The 24512-nt window shown below is 70.9% G+C and carries 18 protein-coding genes; 16 read left to right on the top strand and 2 right to left on the bottom strand.

What is annotated here, in order from left to right:
• Window positions 1–41 precede the first annotated feature (41 nt).
• From ABZ862_RS05845 to ABZ862_RS05875, 7 genes are all read left to right on the top strand, one after another.
• Entirely contained in the window at window positions 42–248 is a 207-nt protein-coding gene (locus ABZ862_RS05845; protein WP_360952817.1) for a hypothetical protein, read from the top strand.
• Window positions 249–529: 281 nt separating this feature from the next.
• Complete coding sequence (locus tag ABZ862_RS05850; RefSeq protein WP_360952820.1) at window positions 530–1942, top strand: DUF4190 domain-containing protein; 1413 nt, start codon at window positions 530–532, stop codon at window positions 1940–1942.
• Between the two features lie 145 nt (window positions 1943–2087).
• Window positions 2088–2840, top strand: coding sequence for a GntR family transcriptional regulator (locus ABZ862_RS05855; protein WP_360952823.1), 753 nt, complete (start codon window positions 2088–2090; stop codon window positions 2838–2840).
• A 344-nt stretch (window positions 2841–3184) separates the two neighbouring features.
• A complete protein-coding gene (locus tag ABZ862_RS05860) occupies window positions 3185–3379 on the top strand; it encodes an SPOR domain-containing protein (RefSeq protein WP_360952826.1) in 195 nt (64 codons plus the stop codon).
• A 36-nt stretch (window positions 3380–3415) separates the two neighbouring features.
• Window positions 3416–3925: an NUDIX domain-containing protein gene (locus ABZ862_RS05865; protein ID WP_360952829.1), complete on the top strand. Its 510-nt coding sequence runs from the start codon at window positions 3416–3418 to the stop codon at window positions 3923–3925.
• Between the two features lie 217 nt (window positions 3926–4142).
• Window positions 4143–4547 (top strand): ATP-binding protein, encoded by a 405-nt coding sequence (locus tag ABZ862_RS05870; protein WP_360952832.1) that lies wholly within the window; start codon window positions 4143–4145, stop codon window positions 4545–4547.
• Window positions 4548–4815: 268 nt separating this feature from the next.
• On the top strand, window positions 4816–7521 hold the full coding sequence (locus tag ABZ862_RS05875) for a SpoIIE family protein phosphatase (protein WP_360952835.1): 2706 nt from the start codon (window positions 4816–4818) through the stop codon (window positions 7519–7521).
• Window positions 7522–7582: 61 nt separating this feature from the next.
• On the opposite strand, the gene ABZ862_RS05880 is transcribed toward ABZ862_RS05875, so the two are convergent.
• Window positions 7583–9214 (bottom strand): hypothetical protein, encoded by a 1632-nt coding sequence (locus tag ABZ862_RS05880; RefSeq protein ID WP_360952838.1) that lies wholly within the window; start codon window positions 9212–9214, stop codon window positions 7583–7585.
• Window positions 9215–9508: 294 nt separating this feature from the next.
• On the opposite strand from ABZ862_RS05880, the gene ABZ862_RS05885 reads away from it, so the two are divergent.
• From ABZ862_RS05885 to ABZ862_RS05915, 7 genes are all read left to right on the top strand, one after another.
• Window positions 9509–11674 carry an ABC transporter family substrate-binding protein gene (locus ABZ862_RS05885; protein ID WP_360952841.1) on the top strand — a complete coding sequence of 722 codons (2166 nt, stop codon included), beginning with the start codon at window positions 9509–9511 and terminating at the stop codon, window positions 11672–11674.
• Window positions 11675–12046: 372 nt separating this feature from the next.
• A complete protein-coding gene (gene typA, locus ABZ862_RS05890; protein ID WP_360952844.1) occupies window positions 12047–13963 on the top strand; it encodes a translational GTPase TypA in 1917 nt (638 codons plus the stop codon).
• A 700-nt stretch (window positions 13964–14663) separates the two neighbouring features.
• Entirely contained in the window at window positions 14664–15698 is a 1035-nt protein-coding gene (locus tag ABZ862_RS05895; protein WP_360952847.1) for an ABC transporter permease, read from the top strand.
• A 104-nt stretch (window positions 15699–15802) separates the two neighbouring features.
• Window positions 15803–17605, top strand: coding sequence for an ABC transporter substrate-binding protein (locus ABZ862_RS05900; protein WP_360952850.1), 1803 nt, complete (start codon window positions 15803–15805; stop codon window positions 17603–17605).
• 95 nt (window positions 17606–17700) lie between these two features.
• Complete coding sequence (locus ABZ862_RS05905) at window positions 17701–18681, top strand: ABC transporter permease (protein ID WP_360952853.1); 981 nt, start codon at window positions 17701–17703, stop codon at window positions 18679–18681.
• Between the two features lie 11 nt (window positions 18682–18692).
• Complete coding sequence (locus ABZ862_RS05910; protein ID WP_360952856.1) at window positions 18693–19754, top strand: ABC transporter ATP-binding protein; 1062 nt, start codon at window positions 18693–18695, stop codon at window positions 19752–19754.
• A gap of 11 nt (window positions 19755–19765) precedes the next feature.
• On the top strand, window positions 19766–20884 hold the full coding sequence (locus tag ABZ862_RS05915) for an oligopeptide/dipeptide ABC transporter ATP-binding protein (RefSeq protein WP_360952859.1): 1119 nt from the start codon (window positions 19766–19768) through the stop codon (window positions 20882–20884).
• A 128-nt stretch (window positions 20885–21012) separates the two neighbouring features.
• Here ABZ862_RS05915 and ABZ862_RS05920 read toward each other — a convergent pair whose 3' ends face one another.
• On the bottom strand, window positions 21013–21753 hold the full coding sequence (locus ABZ862_RS05920) for a class I SAM-dependent methyltransferase (RefSeq protein ID WP_360952862.1): 741 nt from the start codon (window positions 21751–21753) through the stop codon (window positions 21013–21015).
• Window positions 21754–21937: 184 nt separating this feature from the next.
• Here ABZ862_RS05920 and ABZ862_RS05925 point away from each other — a divergent pair, with 184 nt between their 5' ends.
• Both ABZ862_RS05925 and ABZ862_RS05930 read left to right on the top strand, forming a co-directional pair.
• Entirely contained in the window at window positions 21938–23560 is a 1623-nt protein-coding gene (locus ABZ862_RS05925) for an ABC transporter substrate-binding protein (RefSeq protein WP_360952865.1), read from the top strand.
• A gap of 6 nt (window positions 23561–23566) precedes the next feature.
• Window positions 23567–24490 (top strand): ABC transporter permease, encoded by a 924-nt coding sequence (locus ABZ862_RS05930; RefSeq protein WP_360952868.1) that lies wholly within the window; start codon window positions 23567–23569, stop codon window positions 24488–24490.
• Window positions 24491–24512: the final 22 nt, after the last annotated feature.

Below are 24512 nucleotides of genomic sequence, written 5' to 3' on the forward strand. Positions count from 1 at the left end.
ACACCGCAGGACGACCGAGAACCATGGTGAAGGAAACCGGTATGAGAACCGAGATCGAGAAGCGGGTCGCCGAACTGGAGGCCGAGTTCCAGGAGGGGCAGCGCGTGCTCACCGACCTGGAGGTCCGGCAGGCCGAGCTCCGGCAGACCCTGCTGCGTATCAGCGGCGCCCTCCAGGTACTGAACGAACTCCTGGTCGCCGGGATCGGGGACGCCGAGCCGGAGCCGTCGGTCCCGGCGCGCGCGTAGACCGCTGCCGGTGCGTTCGTCCCGGGGCCCGGAGCTCGAAGCGGCGGAGCTGCGGCGCGGGGGTCCGCACGGCCGGTCCGGGGTCCGCAGGGGCGCCGGGACAGGGCGGTGCCGTCCGACGGGCGGGGCGGCCGGGCCCGAGTGCCCCACGGGGCTGAGGTGATCCGGGCACGGTGGCCCTGGGACGGGGCGTCCGTGACGTTCCGTCAGGGGCGGTGGCCGCGCTTACCATGCAACGGCCGCCCGAGAGTCCGTCCCGCACGCCAGGAGCCCCGGTACCCGTGTCCATACCTCCGCCGCCCGAGCCTGATCCCTACCGCACCTCCGGGACGCACGGAGGCGGGGGGACCTACGGCGGCGCTCCGGCCGCCGGTGACACCGGGGCCGGGACCGGGGGCAACCCGTTCGCGCCTCCGCCGCCCGGGACCGGGTCCGTACCGCCGGGGCCGCCTCCGCCGGGCTCCGGCTATGGCTACGGCTCCGGGCCGGGGCCGCTGCCGTCCTATCCGGGATACCCCCAGGGACCCCAAGGGCCCTACGGGCCGCCGCCGCCCGGTGGGCCCGTCGCCTACCCGGCCTGGGGGCAGGGCTACAGCCCCTACCAGCAGACCGCCCCCGTCAACGGCTTCGCCATCGGGTCGCTCATCCTCGGGCTGCTGTGCTGTGTGCCCGGCGTGGGCCTGGTGCTCGGTGTGGTCGCCCTGGTGCAGATCCGCAGGAAGGGGCAGCGCGGCACGGCCATGGCCGTCATCGGGTCCGTGCTGTCGGGGCTCTCGCTCCTGGTGGTGCTGGTGATGATCGCCACCGGGGGCATGTCCGCCTTCTGGGACGGCTTCGAGGAGGGCGTGCGCGACGACGGCACCGGCCTGTCGGTCGTCAAGGGCGAGTGCTTCGACACCCCCGGCGGCGCCATGAGCGGGGACACCTACTACGACGTCGACAAGGTCCCCTGCTCCAAGGAGCACGACGGCGAGGTCTTCGGCGTCTTCCGGGTGACCGGCCACTCCGTCTACCCCGGCGACGACGAGATCGGCACCATCGCCGACGACCGCTGCTACGCCCTCCAGGGCACCTACGCGATGGACGCCTGGGCCCTCCCCTCGTACGTCGACGTCTACTACCTCACCCCGACCCGCGACAGCTGGGACGCGGGCGACCGGGAGATCACCTGCGCCTTCGGCAACACCACCGAGGGCCTCACCCTGACCGGTTCGCTGCGCAACGACGAGACGGTCCTCGACGCCGACCAGGTCGCCTATCTGAAGGCCGCGCACCTGCTCAACACGGCGCTCGACTCCGCGCCCGGCGAGCGGTACGCCGAGGACGACCTCCCCGGGTACCGGGCGTGGGCCGGCCGGGTCGCGGACGCCCTCGGCGAGCAGGGCGACCTGCTGCGCGCCCACGACTGGCCGTCCGGCGCGCGCGAGCCGGTCGCCGCGCTCCTCGAGGACATCGGCTCCGGCCGCACCGAGTGGCGGAAGGCGGCCGACGCGTCCGACGCCGACGCCTTCTACCGGCACTACGACAAGGGCGCCGCGCTCATCGACGGCCGCAAGACCGTCACCGCGCGCAAGGCGCTGGGGCTCGCCACCACTCCGCCGTCGGACGAGGACGGCGGTGACGGCGGCGGCAGCGGTGACGGCGGCGGTGACGGCGGTGACAGTGGCGGGGGTGACACCGGTCTACAGGTCTGATCGCCACCGTAGACCGGGAAAGCGCCTGGGTAATGCCCCCGAGCGCCGATGTCATCACTTCGAGTGATTACCTGGCCCTTGCTTGCACGGGACAACATTCGGTTGCCAGGCTGTAGCTGTCTGTACAACCTGATGGGAGTGGCCAGTGACTTTCGGTGAGCAGCCGGCGTATCTGCGCGTCGCGGGCGATCTCCGCAGGAAGATCGCCAACGGTTCGCTGCCCCCGCACGCCCGCCTGCCCTCCCAGGCGCGGATCCGGAAGGAGTACGGCGTCTCGGACACCGTCGCCCTGGAGGCGCGCAAGGTGCTCATGGCGGAGGGGCTCGTCGAGGGCCGCTCCGGCTCGGGGACGTACGTGCTCGAGCGGCCGGTGCCCCGCATCATCGCCCGCTCCGGTTTCCGTCCCGCCGACGGTGCCTCGCCGTTCCGCCAGGAGCAGGCCGAGGAGAGCGCCCGGGGCACCTGGGAGTCCCGCAGCGAGCAGACCGGCGCCGGCGCGGACGTCGCCGAGCGGCTCGCCGTCCGGCCCGGTGACCGTGTGATGTGCACGCGGTACGTGTTCCGGGACGCGGGGGAGCCGATGATGCTCTCCACCTCCTGGGAGTCCCTCACGGTCACCGGCCGCACCCCGGTCATGCTGCCCGAGGAGGGACCGCTCGGCGGGATGGGCGTCGTCGAGCGGATGCGCGCGATCGGCATCGTCGTGGACAACGTCACGGAGGAGGTCGGCGCCCGCCCGGGTCTCGCCGAGGAACTCCTCGTCCTCGGCGGCGTCCCCGGGCATGTCGTGCTCGTCGTCCGGCGCACCTACTACGCCTCGGGGCGCCCCGTGGAGACGGCCGACGTCGTCGTACCGGCCGACCGGTACCGGGTCGCCTACCACTTGCCGGTCAAGTAATGCACGGGGAATAGCCCGGTAGTGAAGTAGAGCACTCCCCTGAGGCAGTTGCCCCCGGCACCGGACCCGTCCCGGGGGCCCTCACCGGCCGCCTCCTCCCGGCGGTTCCCGCAGGTGGCACGGGGTGCCACCGCCAGCCCCGCGCGCCGTTGCGCGGGGCCTCGCGGACGGCGCGTTCACCGGCGTGCGCCCCCGGCGGCCTGGCCGGTTGCGTACCTCCTTGTGAGAAGCCGTATTCGGTGCGTGAAGGTTGGGCGTAGGCTCGGGCATATGCGGATTGCGGTTTCCTCACGGGTGGCCCGGGTGCGGCCGGAGCCGGGAACGGGAAGGGCGGGCGGGACGCGATGAACGACAGCACGGTCTCCCTTCCCTGGCTCGTCATACGCCAGGACGACAACGGCAATCGCTACCGCGTGGGCAGGTACGCGACCCGCGCCGAGGCCCAGAGGATCGCGGACAGCCTCGACGACCGCGGCCACCAGCAGCTCTACTCGGTCGAGCGCATCGGCCACCACGGAGACGCCGGCCCCCGCGCCTGACCGCCCGCCGCTCTTCACTCCCCTAGGCTCCGGTGCATGACCGAACGGATCGTGGTGGTGGGCGCCGCGCTGCTCGACGGCGCTGATCGCGGCGGTGAGGACGGCCGCGGCGCCCGCCGCCTCCTCGCCGCGCGCCGTAGTGCGCCCCCCGAACTGGCCGGGCGCTGGGAACTCCCGGGAGGGAAGGTCGAGCCGGGTGAGGCGCCGGACGCGGCCCTCGTGCGCGAACTCCGGGAGGAACTGGGCGTGGCGGCGGAGACCCTGGCGCGGGTGCCGGGGGAGTGGCCGCTCCGGGACCCGTACGTGCTGTACGTCTTCACCGCCCGGCTGCTGCCCGGTTCCGCTCCGCCGAAGCCCCTTCAGGACCACGACGCGCTGCGCTGGCTGACGCCGGAGGAGCTCTGGGACGTCGACTGGCTGGAGCAGGACGTGCCGGCGGTGCGGGCGGTGCTCGCGCGCCTCGCGGACCCCGGGCCGGATGCCGAGCCGGACGCCGGGCCGGACACCGACCGGGACCCGGCCGCGCGCCCCTCCGCCGGGGCCTGACCGATCCACCGGTGCCTGAACCCACCGCCGGTCAGGTCCGCCGCCGGGCCCGGGATTTTTCCGGCGAGGCGCACCGCGGCTTTGCGGTACAAGGGTTCGATACCGGGTATGAGGGGTCTTACCCATGAAAATCCGACATGGGTGGGTCTGTCGGTCTGGGAAGTGATCGGACGTGTTCGATACCGATGGCGGCTCCGCCGGCCGTACCGGGTGTCCTGTGAGTGCGCGGGTCGCCGCGGGCAACGGTGTCGCCGAGTGGACCTTTCCCGCGGACCCCGGTGCCGTGCGCACCGCCCGTACCGCCGTCCGGGGGCGGCTGCGCCGCTGGGGGCTCGACGGTCTCGCCGATCTGACGGTCCTGCTCGTCAGCGAACTGGTCACCAACTCCGTCCAGCACGCCACCGGCCCCGTCGGCGTACGCCTGATACGCCCCGCCGGTCTGCGTGACGTGCTGCGCGTCGAGGTCTCCGACCCGCTTCCCGACCCGCCGCGCGAGCGGCCCGCCCGCCCCGACGACGAGAACGGCCGCGGGCTGCGGCTGCTGACCGTGTGCTGCCGCCGCTGGGGCACCAGGACCGGCCCCACGGGCAAGACGGTGTGGTTCGAACTCCCTGTTTCCTGACGGAACGGCGCCCGGGTGGGCACCGGTGCGGGGCCCGCGTGCGGTGTGCGTATCGGCCGCGGGCGGGTGGCGGTTGTCGGCGGGTGTGATTCGACTGCTCGTCGCCTGGTTAGAAGACTGGAAGTGTTTCCGCGGCACGGACCGAAAACCACCGGCACCGTGCTGTGATCGTGAACACCGTGTTGTACGGCCCCGTAGTGCTGGATACTGCGGGCAGCCGCCGCCGGTGACCGGTACCGGACGCGGTGAGCTGGAGGGGACGGTTCGCGTGAGCGAGATACCAGCGAAGGCGACGGGGTCCGAGGACCCGTCGGACGACGCGAGGAGGGCGGCCGCGCGCGGCGGTGCCCACCCCGCCGACGCCGGCGTGCGTCCTGGCGACGCCGGCGCGCGCCCTGGTGACGCCGTCCCGCGGACCCGGCGGCCGACCGGTGACGCCGTCGCGTGGTCCGGGCACGGTGCCGTGCACCCCCGTGACCCCGTATGGCAGTCCAGCCCGCCCGGTTCCCTGTACGACTACGTCAAGGTGGCGTCCTTCTCCATCGGTTCCGACGGACTGGTCGACCAGTGGAGCCTCCGTGCCGAGCAGGTCTTCGGCATCCCCGCCGAACGCGCCGCCGGCATGGACCCCATCGCCGCCTTCGTCGACCCCGATCTGCGGGAGCGCGGCCAGCTGAAGATGGCCGAGATCCTCGACGGACGGGAGTGGACCGGTGTGGTGCCCTTCCGGATCCCCCGAGGGGACGGCGGGGACGGCGGGGAGGAAGGTCTCGCCGAGGTCTATGTGATGCCGACGCGCACGGCGGACGGTGACAAGGCCGCCGTCTGTATCGTCGTCGATGTACGGACGTTGCGCAGCATCGAGACCGATCTTGCCGCTTCGCAGGCGATTTTCGGACAATCTCCGTTCGGTTTTCTGCTGATCGACACCGAGTTGAGGGTCCGCCGAGCCAACCAGCGCTTCGCGTCGGTCTTCGGCGGCCACCCCGACGACCACCGCGGCAAGGGCGTCCACGACTATCTGCCGCGCGCCGAGGCGGACCGCGTCGTCGCCACCCTGCGGCGGGTCCTGGAGACCGGCGACTCCATCACGGACATGCACGTCACCGGCCACATACCGGACTCCGACGAACGCCGCCACTGGTCCATCAACCTCTACCGCGTCAGGAGCGGCAGCGGCCGCCCCATCGGGATCGCCTGGCTCGGCACCGACATCACCGCGCGCCGCGCCGCCGCCCGCGAGGCCGCCGCCGCCCGCCGCAACCTCGCCCTGCTCAACGAGGCCGGCGCCCGCATCGGCAACTCCCTCGACCTGGAGACCACCGCCCGCGAACTGCTCGACGTGGTCGTGCCCGGCTTCTGCGACCTCGCCACCGTCGACCTCTACCAGGGCCTGCTCTCCGGCGACGAGACCCCGCCCGGCCTCACCGACGGCAGCGCGGAGCTGCGCCGCGTCGCCTTCGCCAGCGCCGTCTCCGACGTGCCGTTCGTCGGCGGCGGGCCGCCCGTCGCGCTGGGCGCCGTCCACCACTACCCCTTCATATCGCCCTGCGCGGACGCCCTGCGCAGCGCCCGGCCGCAGAACGTGCCCGGTGTGGAGGGCGGCATCGTGCAGTCCACGCTCGCCGTGCCGATGGTCGCGCACGACACCGTCGTGGGACTGGTGCAGTTCGCCCGGACCAAGGGCAGCGAGCCGTTCGGCGACCGCGACCGGGACCTGGCCGTGGAACTCGCCGCGCGCGCCGCCGTCTCCATCGACAACGCCCGGCTCTACCGGCGCGAGCACGAGCGCGCGCTGATGCTTCAGCGGTCCCTGCTGCCGCCCGGCGACCCGGAGGCCTCGGGTCTGGACATCGCCTGCCGCTATCTGCCCGGCAACGCGGCCACGGAGGTCGGCGGCGACTGGTTCGACGTCATCGAACTGCCCGGCCACCGCACCGCGCTGGTGGTCGGCGACGTCATGGGGCGCGGGCTGCGCGCCGCCGTCGCGATGGGCGAACTGCGCACGGCGGTCCGCACGCTGGCGCTGCTCGACCTCGAACCGGCCGAGGTGCTGGCCGCGCTGGACGAGATCGCCCGCGGCCTCGGTACCCCGGGCGGCATCCAGCAGACCACCCGTACGGCCCGTCAGGCCCGCGACGCCGACCTCTCCGAGGTGTACCTCGCGACCTGCGTCTACGCCGTCTACGACTCGGTGACCAGGCGCATCACCTTCGCCAACGCCGGCCATCTGCCGCCGGTGCTGGTCGAACCCGGCGAGGCGGCCCTGATGCTCGACGTGCCGCCCGGGATGCCCCTCGGTGTCGGCGGGGAGCCCTTCGAGGAGGTCGACGTCGAACTGCCCGAGGGCGCCCTCCTCGCGCTCTACACGGACGGCCTCGTCGAGTCCCGGGACCATCCCCTCGACGAGGGCCTCCAGGCGTTCGTCGGCGCGCTCACCGACCCCTCCCAGCCCCTGGAGGACGTCTGCGACCACGTCCTCAACACCCTCGACACCCACCACGGCGAGGACGACATCGCCCTGCTGCTGGCCCGCGTCCAGGGCCTGCCCACCGAGTCCGTCGGCGACTGGACGCTGCCGCGCGAACCGCGCAGCGTGGGCCGTGCCCGTGAGTACGCGCGCGGGCAACTGCTCAGCTGGGACCTCGAGCCCCTGGTCGACACCACGGAGTTGCTGGTCAGCGAGCTGGTCACCAACGCCCTGCGGTACGGCGAGGGCGACATCCGGCTGCGCCTCCTGCTCGACCGCACCCTGGTGTGCGAGGTCTGGGACTCCGGCCTGGTCCAGCCGCGCCGCCGCCGCGCCCGCGACACGGACGAGGGCGGGCGCGGACTGCAACTGGTGGGCCTGCTCAGCGCGGCCTGGGGCTCCCGGCGGACGCACCGCGGCAAGACGGTCTGGTTCGAACTCCCCCTGCCAGACGGCGAGAACGGCCTCACGGACCCGGCGGAAGCCCTCCTCAGCCTGTTCTGAAGCCTGTTCTGCCCCGCGCGGCCCACCAACACCCCGGGGCGCCGGGGCAGGGGCGTTGCCGTCACCCGTCGTCTCCGCTCGCGCGCCGACGGCCGCGGGTGACCGGGCCGCCGTAGCTCGGGGGCGGGCCGCCGTCGGGCTCCTCGCCGAGCAGTACCCCGCCGAGGAGGGCCGCGCCGAGCCCGCCCGGTCCCACGGCCGGGACGCCGTACGCCGCCACGTCCCGCTCGGCGAGCTCCCGCGCCGCCAGGGCGAGCGCCAGTGCCTCCGCCGCGTCCGGGGCGCTCACACGGCCCCTGCCACCCCCGCCGTCCCCGCCGGCCAGGCGGGTGGCCTCCGCCAGGCGGGTGCGGGCCTCGCTGCCCACCGCGGCCAGGTGCGTGGCGATGTAGTCGTCCGCGCAGGCGAGCGCGCTGCGCGCGGTGAGCACGGCGGCGGCGCCGAGCACACCGGTGCCGGGCCGCCCCGTCCTCAGCGGTGTGACGGCCAGGACGACACCGCGCAGGGCGTCGAGCGGGTCGTACGGCCGCCCGCTCGCCAGGTCCTCCCGTACGGCGGCCAGGACGGTGTCGGCGCGGGCCAGCCGGATCGCGTCGCCGGTACCGGAGGCGGTGGCGCCGCGCAGCCCCGCCAGCTCCGCCTCCGCCCCGCTCAGCGCGGCCGGCACCAGCGCCGCCGCCTCGTCCAGCTCCCCGGCGAGCCGGTGAACGGCGCCGGCGAGGATCTCGCCCTGGGCCACCGCGCCCTCGGCGGCTCGCAGTCGGCGGGCGGCGCGCGCGAGGTCGCCCGAGTCGGCGGCCTGATGAGCCTCGTTGAGATGCAGGGTGGCGAACACCAGGCGGTCCTTGGCCTGTTCGACGTACCCGGCGACGGAGCCGGTACCCGGACGGGCCCGCGCCCCGGTTCCGGTCCCGGTTGCGGCGAGTGCCGCGGGGGCGGCCGAGATCCGCGCCGCCAGCCCCCGGAACCGGGCCTCGGCGGCCCGCAGCGACTCTCCGCCGGCCGGCCCGGCCGCCCGGAGCCGGTCGAAGCCGTCCGCGACGGCGTCGAGACGCCTGCCCGCCTCCGCGCAGCGGCCGATGATCCCGGCGAGCGCGTGACGCCGGGAGGGCTCGTCGGGGGGAACCCCCTCGTCGTAGCGCTGCCGCATCCGGAAGGCGGCGGCGAGTTCCGCCTCCGCCTCCCGGACGGCACGTGAGTACGGTTCGGTGCCCCCTGCGGCGGCCGCGGCGGCGAAACCGAGTTCCTCCCGGCTGGTGCGCACGCAGTCGTCCGCCTGCACCAGGGCGGTCCGGGCCTGCTCGTCGAGCCCGGTGAGCGACGGCACGGGCGGCTGCGCGGACACCGCGCCCGGTGCGGCGGGCGTGGTACGGCTCCGCGCGCGCCGGGTGCGCCGTACGAACCCGAGGGCGGCGAACGTCACGGCGGCGACGGCGACGACGAGGGGGAGCACCAGGGCGGTGCCGGACGACTCGTCCTGCCGCGCACGGGGTGCGGACGTCTGGACACCGGCGACCGGCCCGGCCCGGGTGGCGGGAGCGGAGGAGCCGCCGGGGCCCGTCGTCAACGGCAGCACCAGCCACACGAGCCCCACCGCGACGCCCAGCACGGCGTGTGCCACCCGCACGGGTATGTGCGCGGACGAGGCACGCCGGGACCGGCCCCGGGAACGCCGGGTCAGAGAAGACGTCACATTTCGGAGCGTATGGGGGAGGGAAAGCCTCCGCGAGTGGGGTGCACCCGGCCTCCGGTCCCGTGCGCGCCCGCCGTGCTGCGCCGCACGGGTGGCCTTCGGGCGCCCCGCCGCCGTGTCGCCGCCGGCTCCGGGAGCCGGTCCTCTTCAGTGGGCGCGTACATCTGATCGGCTCGGCATACCGCCAGATCACGCGATCGGCATACCGCAGCGGGACCGCCCGGGAACGCGGCGGGACCGCCCGGGAACCGCACAGGAACCACAGGACCGCACCGGCCTCCGGAGGTACCAGACATGTCCCACGACGGCGTCGGACCGCGCGCGGTCATGCGCTCGGTCGCCTTCCTCACCGCGTCCGTGCTCGCGGTGACCGCCCTCGCCGGCTGCGGCTCGGACGAGCCGGTGGCCAAGCCGCTGGCCGCGCCCGACATCCTGCCCGCCGCCCGTGACCTGATCGCCGACGGCGGCACGCTCCACTGGGCCGTGGACGCCGTACCGGAGACACTGAACACGTTCCAGTCCGACGCCGACGCCACCACGAACCGCGTCGCCCAGGCCGTCCTGCCCGCGATGTACCGCACCGACGCCGCCGGACGCCCCGTGCGCGACGCCGACTACCTGGAGTCCGCGAAGGTCGTCGACACCGAGCCCCGGCAGGTCGTCCTCTACAAGCTCGACCAGCGGGCCGTGTGGAGCGACGGCCGCGAGATCGGCGCCGCCGACTTCGCCGCGCAGTGGCGTGCCCTGTCCGGCAGGGACAGCGCGTACTGGACCGCGCGCAACGCCGGGTACGACCGTATCGAGAAGATCGAGCGCGGTGACAACGACCTGGAGGTCAAGGTCACCTTCACCAGGCCCTACGCCGACTGGCGCTCGCTGTTCTCCCCGCTGTACCCCAAGGACGTGATGGGCACCCCGGACGCCTTCAACGACGCGGCGCGCCGCACGCTGAGGATCAGCGCGGGGCCGTTCGCGGTGCAGAAGGTCGCCGTGGAGGACAAGCAGGTCGTCCTCGTGCGCAACCCGCGCTGGTGGGGGCGGCGGGCGAAGCTCGACAAGCTGGTGCTGGACGCCGTACCGCGCGCGGACCGGGTCGAGGCCCTCGGCGACGGCACGCTCGACGTGGCCGACGTCGACCCCGCCGACGCCGAGCGCATCGCCGTCGCCGGCCGCCCCCACGGCACGGGCACCCCGCTCCAGGGGCCGGAGCGGCAGAAGGAGACCGGAGCCGGGAACGGCCTGGCCGCCTTCGACGTCCGCAAGTCCCTCGAACCGGCCTACACCCAGCTCGCCCTCAACGGCTCCGGCGGCCCCCTCGCCGACGAACGCGTCCGGCGCGCGGTGGCCCGCACCCTGGACCGCGCCGAACTGGCCGGGCTCGTCCTCAAGCCGCTCGGGCTGCCCGCCGTCCCCGTCGGCAGCCACCTCGCCCTCGCCGGCCAGCCCGCCTACGCCGACAACAGCGGCGCCCTCGGCGACCAGGACACCGCGCAGGCACAGGCGCTGCTCGCGTCGGCGGGATGGGTGCCGGGCGGCCCGGTCAAGGACGGGGCGACGACGGAGAAGGCGGCCGGCGGCAGCGGCGAGAAGGCGGAGGGGGCGGAGAAGGCGGAGAAGGACGGCGCGGACCCGAAGAAGAAGCCGTCGTCCGGCGACGACGGTTCCGACGACGGCAAACCGTACGACGCCGGCACGGTCCCCGGGAGACACGACGAGGCCGCGGGCCGTCCGCAGGGCCGTGAGGACGGCGGGAGCGAGCGGCACCTCGCGCAGAACGGCAAGCAGTACCTCGGGCACCCGCAGCGGGGCGGCGTCCCCGGCGCGTACGCCCCCCAGGGCACCGCCGCCCCCAAGGAGGGCACCCCGGCCCTCGCGGGCGGCGCGGCGGGCCGGCTGGCCAAGGACGGCAAGGCGCTGACGCTGCGCTTCGTCCTGCCGTCGGGCGCCGCGTCGGAGAACCTGCGCACGGTCGCGGACCGGATCTCGGCGATGCTGCTGAAGGTGGGCATCCGCACGGACATCACGAAGGTGCCGGACGCGAGCTACTTCAAGGACCACGTCGCGGCGGGCGCCTACGACCTCGCGCTGTACTCCTGGCCCGCCACCGCCTACCCGGCCACCGACGCCCGGCCCGTCTACGCCAAACCGGTCCCGGCGGCCGACGGCTCGCTGAACGTGGAGCAGAACTACACGCGCGTGGGCACCGACCAGGTGGACCAGCTCTTCGACCGGGCGGCGGCCACGCTGGACGAGGACGAGGAACGGGCCCTGGTACGCAAGGCGGACTCCCGTATCTGGGCGGCGGCGGCGTCGATCCCCCTCTACCAGCGCCCCCAGCTCACGGCTGCCCGCCGGAACCTGGCGAACATCGGCGCGTTCGGCTTCCGGACACCGGCCTACGAGGACATGGGCTTCCTCCGCAAGGGAGCGGCGGTCTCTCCGACACCGGCGGCGAAGTAGCGCCGGGGGTTCCGCCCCCGGCTTTCCCACCCGCCCGCCTGTCTCGGTGGGTTGAAGGGTTCACCTTTCAGCCGGCCGAGTCGGGCGGTGGGTGGGCACAGGCCCGGGGGTCCAGGGGGCGGAGCCCCCTGGGACGGCCACCGAGAGGGGCGCCACCCCGTCAGCCCCCGGGGGGGCACCCCGGAGGCGGCACCCCCGGAGGCCCGGAGTGACCCCGGTCACAAGTGGCGGGCCCCCGCCAAGGCCCCGGAAGCCCCAGCGGCAGCGGCCCCGTACGATGGGGTATGGCCGAGGCGTGTCCAGCCCGGCAGGGCCCGCGCACCAGAGACATCAGCGCAGGGCTGTCCGCGAACTCCGGGAGAACGCCTCACCATGGCCGCGTCCACCACCCGTCACGACATCCGCAACGTCGCCATCGTCGCCCACGTCGACCACGGCAAGACCACCATCGTCGACGGCATGCTGAAGCAGGCCGGCGCCTTCGCCGCCCACCAGCTCGAGCAGGTCGATGACCGTGTCATGGACTCGAACGACCTGGAGCGTGAGAAGGGCATCACGATCCTCGCCAAGAACACGGCGGTGCACTACCACCCCAAGGCCGGCGGGGACACGATCACGATCAACATCATCGACACCCCCGGCCACGCCGACTTCGGCGGCGAGGTCGAGCGCGGTCTGTCGATGGTGGACGGCGTGGTGCTCCTCGTCGACGCCTCGGAGGGCCCGCTGCCGCAGACGCGGTTCGTGCTGCGCAAGGCGCTCCAGGCCCGTCTGCCCGTCATCCTGTGCATCAACAAGACGGACCGCCCCGACGCCCGTATCGACGACGTCGTCAACGAGACCTACGACCTGTTCCTGGACCTCGACGCGGACGAGGAGCAGATCGAGTTCCCGATCGTCTACGCCTGCGGCCGGGACGGCATCGCGTCGCTGACCAAGCCGGAGAACGGCACGGTCCCGCAGGACTCCACCAGCCTGGAGCCGTTCTTCTCGACGATCCTGGAGCACATCCCGGCGCCGACGTACGACCCGGAGGCCCCGCTCCAGGCGCATGTCACCAACCTCGACGCGGACAACTTCCTGGGCCGTATCGCGCTGCTGCGCGTCGAGCACGGTGAGCTGCGCAAGGGCCAGACGGTGGCGTGGATCAAGCGGGACGGCTCGATCCAGAACGTCCGCATCAGCGAGCTGATGATGACGGAGGCGCTGACCCGCAAGCCGGCCGAGAAGGCGGGCCCGGGTGACATCTGCGCGGTCGCGGGCATCCCGGACATCATGATCGGCGAGACGCTGGCGGACCCGGAGAACCCGGTCGCGCTGCCGCTGATCACGGTGGACGAGCCGGCGATCTCGATGACCATCGGCACCAACACCTCGCCGCTGGTGGGCCGCGGCGGCACCGGCAAGGGCGCCGACGCGAAGGCGGCGGTGAAGGACCGCAAGGTGACCGCGCGCCAGGTGAAGGACCGTCTGGACCGTGAGCTGATCGGCAACGTGTCGCTGCGCGTGCTGGACACCGAGCGCCCGGACACCTGGGAGGTGCAGGGCCGCGGTGAGCTGGCGCTGGCCATCCTGGTCGAGACGATGCGCCGGGAGGGCTACGAGCTGACGGTCGGCAAGCCCCAGGTCGTCACCAAGGAGATCGACGGCAAGGTGTACGAGCCGGTCGAGCGCATGACGGTCGACGTGCCCGAGGAGCACATGGGCGCGGTCACGCAGCTGATGGGCGTCCGCAAGGGCCGGATGGACAACATGTCGAACCACGGCTCCGGCTGGGTGCGCATGGAGTTCGTGGTGCCGTCCCGCGGTCTCATCGGTTTCCGTACCGAGTTCCTGACCCAGACCCGCGGCACGGGTATCGGCCACTCCCTCCACGAGGGCTTCGAGCCCTGGTTCGGCACGCTGCAGACCCGTAACAACGGCTCCCTGGTCGCCGACCGCTCCGGCGCGGTGACCGCGTTCGCGATGACGAACCTCCAGGAGCGCGGTGTGCTCTTCGTGGATCCGGGTACGGAGGTGTACGAGGGCATGATCGTCGGTGAGAACTCCCGCTCCGACGACATGGACGTCAACATCACCAAGGAGAAGAAGCTCACCAACATGCGGTCGTCCAACGCCGATGTGGCGGAGTCGATCGTGCCGCCGCGCAAGCTGTCGCTGGAGCAGTCCCTGGAGTTCTGCCGGGACGACGAGTGCGTGGAGGTCACCCCGGAGTCCGTCCGCATCCGCAAGGTGAACCTGGTCGCCCGCGACCGCGCCCGCGCCGCGAGCCGCGCCAAGCACGGCTGACCGAAGGCCGCCGCCGGTCCGTCGCGACGGCCGTGACAGGGCCTTCGGACGAGGCTTCCGGACCCGAGCCCGGGCGTTCCCAGCAGGGGAACGCCCGGGCTTTTCGCAACCCCTTTTCCCGCCCGCGTGTCCGGCATGCGGACACCGCTGACCGATAGCTATGTAACACGTCCGTTTCGCGGCCTTCTCGGACGGAACGGTTTGTCCAAATTTCGGAAGATGTTGGCATCAGCTGTGACTGAATTGAGATTTAAGAACAGTGGTCGGTGCCGTGCCCATGGCAGATAGTTAGCCGCGTAGCGCTCGGATAAAGGTCTCGGACTGTGGGGACAGTACGCAGGCCCACGAGCACGAGGGGGTGTCTGATCGTCCGTCAAAGGTGTCGGAGGGTAGACGTAGGTCCCCTCTTGTTGGTGAACATGTGGAGTCTTGAGGAGGAGCCCCATGCGCGGTGTCACGCACACCAGGTGGGTCGAGCTCACGCCGTCCGTCGGCACCGGCTGCGACAGCGTGTCCGACGGCCTGCTGTGACAGCGCTGGACGGCGGCTTCGTGCGGCCGTCGCACTACGCGCGTCCGGCTGCGGTTTTGTGCTCGGCGCGGAGTCGTACGAGCGTCTCCTCCTCGAACCGGACGGTGACCGCGCACACCCTGCTCCGGGCGCCCGCTCGGCACACCCACACCTGTGAAACGGACGGACAGTGACAAGTCCTATCGACATTGAGGGCGGCGGTACGCCGGTCGTCGTCGACGGCGCCCCCGGGCCCGGGACGAAGCCCGAGGCGGCCGAACTGGTCGGCCGGTCTCCCGGCCAGCTGATGTGGATGCGCTTCAAGCGCGACCGCACCGGCGTGATCTCGGCCTACGTCGTGGGCTTCTTCTTCCTGGTCGGCCTGCTCGCCCCGCTGATCTCCAAGCTGTACGGCAAGGACCCGTACACGGTGTACGCGGACGAGCGCCCCGATCTCTTCGACAGCGCGGGTGTGCCGATCCAGCCCAACGGCGGGATCAGCTCCGACTTCTGGTTCGGCCTCGAGCCCGGCAACGGCTACGACGTCTTCACCAAGCTCGTCTACGGCATCCGCACCTCGCTGATGATCTCGGTCGCGGTGACGCTCGCGACCGTGCTCACCGGCATCCTGCTCGGTGTCGCGGCCGGCTACCTCGGCGGCAGGACCGACTTCCTGATCAGCCGGGTCATCGACTTCCTGCTGGCCTTCCCGGCCCAGCTGTTCTTCATCGCGAGCATGCCCGTCGTGGTGTCCCTCTTCGTGAGCCCGCGCGACGAGACGCCGACGTACGTCCGCGTCGTGGCGCTGATCGCCGTCCAGTGGGTGCTCGGCTGGATGAGCCTCGCCCGGATCCTGCGCGGCACCTCGCTCGCGCTGCGGGAGCGGGAGTTCATCGAAGCGGCCAAGGTCAGCGGGGCCACCCCGGGGCGCATCATCCGCAAGGAGATCCTGCCGAACGTGGTCACACCGATCCTCGTGCAGGCCACGTACATGCTCCCCGGCTTCGTGACCGCGGAGGCGGGCCTGTCCTTCCTCGGTGTGGGCATCGTCGAACCCACGCCGGACTGGGGGCAGATGTTCTCCAAGGCGTCCACCGAACTGGTGATGCAGAACGACATCACCTACATGTTCTTCCCGGGCATCTCGATGATCATCTTCATCGTCGCCTTCAACCTGCTCGGGGACTCGGTCAGGGACGCCTTCGACCCCAAGACGGCACGCTGACCGACGCGTTGTGGGCGTCCGCGCCCGGACACCGCAGGCCAGAACACACAGTTCCTTCGTGCACTTGTGCACTGGTGACACACAGATGGGTGGAATCTTCAGTGATGAGTAGGGGCGGACGCCACGCTTACGCCACGTTGTCCGTGCTCGCGGCCGGAGCTCTCGTGCTCACCGGCTGCAGCAAGGGCGGCAGCGACGCAGGCGACAACAAGAAGCAGGACCAGCAGAACGCCAAGCGGCAGCAGTCGTCGATCAAGTTCGGCAACGCCTCGGACTCCACCGGCCCCGCGGCCGCGGTGCCCGGCGCCAAGAGCGGCGGCACGATGGAGGTCCTCCAGCGTGACTCCTACGCCCACCTCGACCCGGCGCAGATCTACGTCTCCGACGAGGGCTCGCTCGCGACGCTCCTCCACCGCGGTCTGACCGGTTACAAGGCCACGACGGACGACGGCAAGGCCCACGAGGTCGTCGGTGACCTCGCCACCGACTCCGGCACCACCACCGACGGCGGCAAGACCTGGAAGTACACGCTGAAGGACGGCATCAAGTTCGCCGACGGCTCGGCGATCACGTCCGCGGACATCCGCCACACCCTGGAGCGCCAGTTCGCGACCTTCATCAACCAGGGTCCGACGTACATCCAGCAGTGGCTGGCCGACACCAGCGGCGCCGACTACCGCAAGCTCCTGCCGGACGGCTCCTTCAAGGGCAAGCACCTGCCCGACAGCATCCTCGAGACGCCCGACGCGAAGACCATCGTCTTCCACTTCAAGAAGGCGCACCCGGACCTGCCGTACGCGCTCGCCATGGCGGGCTACGCGGTCGTCTCCGAGAAGGGTGACACCAAGGAGAAGTACGACAAGGCCCCCGTCACCAGCGGCCCGTACAAGATCCAGTCCTTCAAGTCCGGCAAGTCGATGGTGCTCGTCAAGAACACCAACTGGGACCCGAAGACGGACCCGATCCGCCACCAGTACGTGGACCAGTTCAACATCACGTTCAACCAGCAGTACGAGACGTCCACGAAGGCGCTCCTCGCGGACACCGGCGCCGACCAGACCGGCGTCAGCTTCAACAACCAGGTGGACGCGGGCAACCTGTCCAACGTCCTGAGGGACGCGAAGCTGAAGTCCCGCACGGTCTCCGGCTACCAGCCGTACGTGGGCCAGATGAACATCAACATGGACCACATCAAGGACATCAAGATCCGTCAGGCGATCGCCTACGCCCTGCCCATCACGCCGTTCGTGCGTGCCTACGGCGGCAACGACGCGATGGAGGTGGCCGGCGGCCTGATCTCCCCGACCGTCAGCGGCTACGACGCGTCCTTCGACCCGTGGGGCAAGAAGAAGAAGCCCGCCGGTGACCCGGAGAAGGCCAAGGCGCTCCTCAAGGAGGCCGGCAAGCTCAACATGAAGCTGACCTTCGGCTACATCAACACCCCCGAGGGCCAGCAGTACTCCACGGCCATGGCGGCGGGTCTGAAGAAGGCCGGCTTCAACGTCCAGCGCCAGGAGATCCCGGCCGAGACGTACTACGACCAGATCAGCAAGGTCAAGAACAACTACGACATCTACCACACCGCGTGGGGTGCCGACTGGCCGTCCTCGTCGACCGTGATCCCGCCGCTGTACGACGGCCGGGTGATCGCCGACGGTGCGCAGAACTACTCGCACGTCAACGACAGCAAGGTCAACGCCGACATCGACGCGGCCAACGCCCTCACGGACCCGGTGAAGTCGGCCGCGGCCTGGGAGAAGATCGACCAGTACCTGGTCAAGGACATCGTCAACGTCGTCCCGACCGCCTACTACAAGCAGACCCAGATCGCCGGTTCCAAGGTCGGCGGCCTGGTCTACGACGACGTGATCGGCGGCATCGACCCGCGTCGTCTGTTCGTCAAGTAATCGCCGCTCCCCGGTACCCGGCGCGGCCGACCGCCTCTGGCGGCGGCCCGCCGGGTACCGGCGGGCCCGCCGACCCCTGAGAGCTGCCCCCTGTCATGCTGCGCTTCCTCATCCGCCGGTTCCTCGGTGCCGTCGTCATTCTCTTCCTGCTGAGCATCGTCGCGTTCCTGCTGTTCTTCGGCATGCCGCGCGACCCGGCGCTGCTGATGTGCGGCAAGACCTGCAACCCGCAGAACCTCGCCAACATCCACCATGTGCTCGGCCTCGACAAGTCGATCCCCGAGCAGTACTGGATCTTCCTGCACAACCTGTTCATGGGCAGTGACGGCTTCGCCCAGGGCCCGTGCCCCGCCCCGTGCTTCGGGTACTCGTACCACACCAACGAGCAGGTCTGGGGCACGCTGACGGACCGGCTGCCCACCACCGTCTCGCTCACGCTGGGTGCCGCCGTGTGCTTCCTGGCCGTGGGCCTCGGCTCCGGCATGCTCGCCGCGTGGAAGCGCGGCACGCTCGTCGACAAGACCGCCACCGCCGGCGCGATGGTGCTCAGCTCGATGCAGATCTACTTCCTCGGCCCGCTGGCGCTGGCGATCCTCGTCTACCAGACCCACTGGTTCTCCAAGCCCGCGTACAACGAGTTCACCCACAACCCCGGCAGCTGGTTCACCGGACTGATCATCCCCTGGCTGGTGCTCTCCACGATCTTCGCCGCGCAGTACACCCGTATGGCGCGCTCGTCGATGATCGAACAGCTTCAGGAGGAGCATGTGCGCACCGCCCGCGCCAAGGGCATGTCACGGCGCTACGTCTTCTTCCGCTACGCCTGGCGCGGCTCGCTGATCCCGATCGTCACGATCTTCGGCATCGACCTGGGCTCCCTGCTCGGCGGCGCCATCATCACGGAGTACACCTTCGGCCTGCCGGGCCTCGGTCAGCTCGCCGTGCAGTCGGTGTTCTTCAGCGACCTGCCCCTGCTGCTGGGTGTGATGCTGTTCTCGGCCTCCATGATCCTGCTGTTCAACATCATCGTCGACGCCGCCTACGCGTTCATCGACCCGCGCGTGCGGCTGTCCTAGGAGTTCTCGTCGTGACCACACTGACCAAGGAAGCCGGCGCACCCGTCCCGGCCGACGCGGGCCCCCTCCTCTCGGTGCGGGACCTGCACGTCAGCTTCAAGACGGAGGACGGCATCGTCCGCGCCGTCGACGGGCTCTCCTTCGACGTCGAACGCGGCAAGACCCTCGGCATCGTCGGCGAGTCGGGCTCCGGCAAGTCCGTCACCAACCTCACCGTCCTCGGCCTGCACAACCCGAAGTTCACCACCGTCGAGGGCGAGATCCTGCTCAACGGCCAGGAACTGATCACGGCCAGGGAGTCGGAGCTGGAGAAGCTGCGCGGCAACAAGGTCGCCATGATCTTCCAGGACCCGCTGACCGCCCTGTCGCCGTACTACACGGTGGGCCGTCAGATCGCCGAGCCGTACATGAAGCACACCGGCGCCTCCAAGCGGGCCGGCTGGGACCGCGCGGTGGAGATGCTCGGCAAGGTCGGCATCCCCAACCCGAAGGAACGGGCCAAGGAGTACCCGCACCAGTTCTCCGGCGGTATGCGGCAGCGCGCGATGATCGCCATGGCGCTGATCTGCGACCCCGACCTGCTGATCGCCGACGAGCCGACCACCGCGCTCGACGTGACGGTCCAGGCGCAGATCCTCGACCTGCTCAAGGACCTCCAGCAGGAGTTCGGCTCCGGCATCGTCTTCATCACCCACGACCTCGGGGTGATCGCCAACATGGCCGACGACATCATGGTGATGTACGCGGGCAGCGCGGTGGAGCGCGGCACGGTCCAGGAGGTGCTGCGGGCGCCGCAGCACCCCTACACCTGGGGCCTGCTGAACTCGATGCCGCGGCTCGACTCCGACCTGAGCGAGCCGCTGACGCCCATCCCGGGCTCGCCGCCGTCGCTGCTGACCCCGCCGTCGGGCTGCCGTTTCCATCCGCGCTGCACCTTCCCGGACCGGGTCGGCGGCACCCGCTGCGCCACCGAACGTCCGCTGCTCGCGCCCGGCCGGGCCTCCGCCTGTCATCTGACGGAAGAGCAGAAGCGGACCGTCTTCATCGAAGAGATCAAGCCCAGGCTGGGCTAGGAGGACACGTCATGAAAGAGGACACGATCCTCCCCGCACCGCGCCCGTCGGCGGCGGACGGTGCCCAGGAGCCGCTGCTCGTCGTCGAGAAGCTGGTCAAGCACTTCCCGGTGAAGGGCGGCTTCCCGATCCGCCGCACCGTCGGGCAGGTCCAGGCCGTCGACGGCCTCGACCTCACCGTGCACGTCGGCGAGAGCTTCGGCCTGGTCGGCGAGTCCGGCTGCGGCAAGTCGACCACCGGCCGGCTGATCTCCCGGCTGATGGACCCCACCAGCGGGACGATCTCGTACCGGGGCAAGGACATCAGCCACGCCACCCGCCGGGAGCTCGCGCCGATCCGGTCCGAGATCCAGATGATCTTCCAGGACCCGTACTCCTCGCTGAACCCGCGGCAGACGGTCGGCAAGATCATCTCCAACCCGATGGAGATCAACGGCATCGACCCGGCGGGCGGCCGTGAGAAGCGGGTGCGTGAACTGCTGGAGATCGTCGGGCTCAACCCCGAGCACTACAACCGGTTCCCGCACGAGTTCTCCGGCGGCCAGCGCCAGCGCATCGGCGTGGCCCGCGCGCTGGCCCTGGAGCCGAAGCTGATCGTCGCGGACGAGCCGGTCTCCGCGCTCGACGTGTCGATCCAGGCGCAGGTGGTCAACCTGCTGCAGAAGGTGCAGAAGGAACTCGGCATTGCGTTCCTGTTCATCGCCCACGACCTCGCCGTCGTACGGCACTTCTCGCAGCGCGTCGCGGTGATGTACCTCGGCAAGATCATCGAGGTCGGTGACCGGGACTCCATCTACAACCGTCCCCGCCACCCCTACACCCACGCCCTGCTGTCCGCGGTGCCCGAGGTGGGCCTCGAGGACGGTACCGGGCACCGTGAGCGCATCCGCCTCGCCGGTGACGTCCCGTCGCCCATCTCCCCGCCGTCCGGCTGCCGGTTCCGCACCCGCTGCTGGAAGGCCCAGGAGAAGTGCGCGACCGATGAGCCGCCGCTGATCCAGATCTCCGGCAACCGCGCCGACCACCTCACGGCCTGCCACTTCCCGGAGGACCCGACGATCGAGGCCCGCGACGAGGACATCGTCCTGGACCCGGCCCTCGCCGCCCTGGAGGAAACCCCCGAACCCTGACCCCACCCCCGGAGTCCCCCGCCCCCCACCCCGGGGGACTCCGCCCCGACAGGGGCGCGGGGAACTGCGCGAACAACCACAACGCACCCGCACCCGAAACCCGCACCCGAAACCCACCCCCCAAAGGGCTACGCCACCCCCGCAACAGTGATGATCTCGGGACTGCCGGCCCAGACCGGCCCCAGGTCCCAGTCCCCGTACTGCCCCTCCACCCGCAGCCCCGCCTCCGCCAGGAACCCGGCCAGCACCCCCGGTGCGAGGAACCGCAGCGTCGTCACGCTGACCCGCGGCGAACCGCCCCCCACGACCTCGTACGTCTCCGTGAACGTCACCCGTTCCCCGCCCACCGGCCCGCGGACCTCGTGCCGCACCCGGACGACGCCCCCGTGCCCGTCGGGCACCTCCCGTACCCGGTCCGGCGTCCACCGCTCCCAGGGCCGCACCGCAGGGTTGCGCGTCTCGAAGACGAACCGTCCGCCGGGCGCCAGGGCAGACCGCACCGCGCGCAGCGCCACGCGCAGTTCCTCGTCCCGCAGCAGGACCTGGAAGGCGTGTCCCGTCATCAGCGCCAGGTCGAACTCCCCGGACCACAGCCGGGTCCGCAGGTCACCGAGCACCCATTCGACGTCGTGCGGGCGGTGTCCGCGCGCCTGCACCAGCATCGCCGCCGCCGGGTCCAGGCCGAGGAGCCGGCCGCGGTGGCCCTCCGCGCGGGCCCGGCGCAGCAGCCGTCCCGTACCGCAGCCGACGTCCAGCACGGCCGCGGCGCGCATGACCAGGCCGAGGTAGAAGTCGTCGCCGGGTCCCCAGGGGTTGAGGCTGTCGTACAGCGCGGCGAGCGAGAGATCCGCGAACGAGCGATCGACCACCGCGGCAGTGTGTCACAGGGGAACAGGCGGCGGGCCGGGATCGGCGGTCTTCTTGCCGTCCTCAGAACGGCCCGGGTTCCCCCGTGTGCGCCGTCCCGTCCCCCAAAGGGTGCGGCCCCTATGCGCTACATGCCTTTTGCGTCGATATTGGCCGTTAACGGATCGGTGATCACAGGGAGGCGTCATGCGCGGAGCCACACATGCCCGGTGGGCCGCATGCGCGGTCGCGACGGTGCTCGCAGCCACCGCCTGCGGAGGCGGTGGCGGCGGTACGGACACCAGCGCCACCCTCAGCGCCTCCTGGTCGGACCCGCAGAACCCGCTGGAACCGTCCAACACCAACGAGGTGCAGGGCGGCAAGGTCCTCGACATGATCTTCCGCGGCCTGGTGCGGTACAACCCCAAGACCGGTGCCGCCGAGAACATGCTGGCCGACTCGATCAAGACGAGCGACTCGCAGAACTTCACGATCACCGTCAAGAGCGGCTGGACGTTCAGCAACGGGCAGAAGGTCACCGCGAACTCCTTCGTGGACGCCTGGAACTACGGCGCCGGCCTGAAGAACAACCAGAAGAACGCGTACTTCTTCGGCTACATCCAGGGCTACGACAAGGTCCACCCGGACACCGGCAGCCAGAGCGCCGACACGATGACCGGTCTGAAGGTCGTCAACGACACCACGTTCACGGTCCGGCTCACCCAGAAGTTCTCGACGTTCCCCGACACCCTCGGTTACGCCGCCTTCTCCCCGCTGCCCCAGTCCTTCTTCAGCGACCACGCGGGCTGGCTGAACAAACCGGTGGGCAACGGCCCGTACACCATCGACTCCTACACCAAGGGCTCCCAGATGAGCCTCAGGAAGTGGGAGAGCTACCCGGGTGACGACAAGGCGCAGAACGGCGGAGTGACCCTCAAGGTCTACACCGACAACAACACCGCCTACAACGACCTGCTGGCCGGCAACCTCGACCTCGTCGACGACATCCCCGCCGCCCAGCTCAAGAACGTCAAGAACGACCTCGACGGCCGCTACCTCAACACCCCCGCCGGCATCATCCAGACGATCGCGTTCCCGTTCTACGAACCGCAGTGGAACACCAGCGGCGCGCAGAAGGTCCGCACCGGCCTGTCCATGGCGATCGACCGGAAGCAGATCACGGACACCATCTTCCAGAAGACCCGCACCCCGGCCACCGACTGGACCTCACCGGTCCTCGGCACGGACGGCGGGTACAAGGAAGGGCTGTGCGGGTCCGCCTGCGAGTACAACCCCACCCAGGCGAAGAACCTCATCCACGAGGGCGGCGGGCTGCCCGGCGGACAGGTGAAGATCACGTACAACGCGGACACCGGCTCCCACAAGGAGTGGGTCGACGCCGTCTGCAACTCCATCAACAACGCGCTCGGCAACGAGAAGGCGTGCGTCGGCAACCCCGTCGGCACCTTCGCCGACTTCCGCTCCCAGGCCGCTCAGCAGAAGCTGAAGGGCCCCTTCCGGGCGGGCTGGCAGATGGACTACCCGCTGATCCAGAACTTCCTCCAGCCGCTCTACTACACCAACGCCTCGTCCAACGACGGCAAGTGGTCGAACAAGCAGTTCGACAGCCTGGTGAACCAGGCCAACGCCGAGACGGACAAGTCGAAGGCGGTGCAGACCTTCCAGAAGGCCGAGGAGGTCGTACGGGACCAGATGGCGGCGATCCCGCTCTGGTACCAGAACGGCAGCGCCGGCTACGCGCAGCGGCTGTCGAACGTGGCGCTCAACCCGTTCAGCGTCCCGGTCTACAACGAGATCAAGGTCAGCTGACCCCCCATGGGCCGCTATGTCGCCCGGCGTCTGCTCCAGATGATCCCGGTGTTCCTCGGCGCCACGCTCCTGATCTTCCTCATGGTCAACGTGATGGGCGACCCCATCGCGGGGCTGTGCGGCCAGCGGCAGTGCGATCCGGCCACCGCCGCGCAGCTCAAGAAGGAGTTCGGCCTCGACAAGCCGGTCTGGCAGCAATACCTGATCTACATGGGGAACCTCTTCACCGGCGACTTCGGCACCGCGTTCAACGGGCAGAAGGTCACCGAGCTGATGGGGTCGGCGTTCCCCGTGACGATCCGGCTGACGATCGTGGCGATCCTCTTCGAGATCGTCATCGGGGTCGTCCTCGGCGTCGTCACCGGGCTGCGGCGCGGCAGGCCCGTCGACACCGGCGTCCTCGTGATGACCCTGGTGGTGATCTCGATCCCCACCTTCGTCACCGGCCTGGTCCTCCAGCTGCTGCTGGGCGTCGAATGGGGCTGGATCAAGCCGTCCGTGTCACCGGACGCCGCGTTCGGCGAGCTGATCGTGCCGGGGCTCGTCCTCGCCTCGGTCTCCCTCGCCTACGTCACCCGGCTGACCCGTACCTCCATCGCGGAGAACCGGCGCTCCGACTACGTCCGGACGGCCGTCGCCAAGGGGCTGCCCCGGCGCCGGGTCATCACCCGGCATCTGCTGCGCAACTCCCTGATCCCCGTGATCACCTTCATCGGCGCGGACATCGGCGCCCTGATGGGCGGCGCGATCGTCACCGAGCGGATCTTCAACATCCACGGCGTCGGCTACCAGCTCTACCAGGGCATCGTCCGCCAGAACACCCAGACCGTGGTGGGCTTCGTGACCGTCCTGGTGCTGGTGTTCCTGATCGCCAACCTGCTCGTCGACCTGCTCTACGCCGTACTCGACCCGAGGATCCGCTATGCGTGAGCCGCGCGCCCGGAGGAGACGA

This window comes from Streptomyces sp. NPDC047000 (assembly GCF_040644295.1).
In the GTDB taxonomy this organism is placed as follows: Bacteria; Actinomycetota; Actinomycetes; order Streptomycetales; family Streptomycetaceae; genus Streptomyces.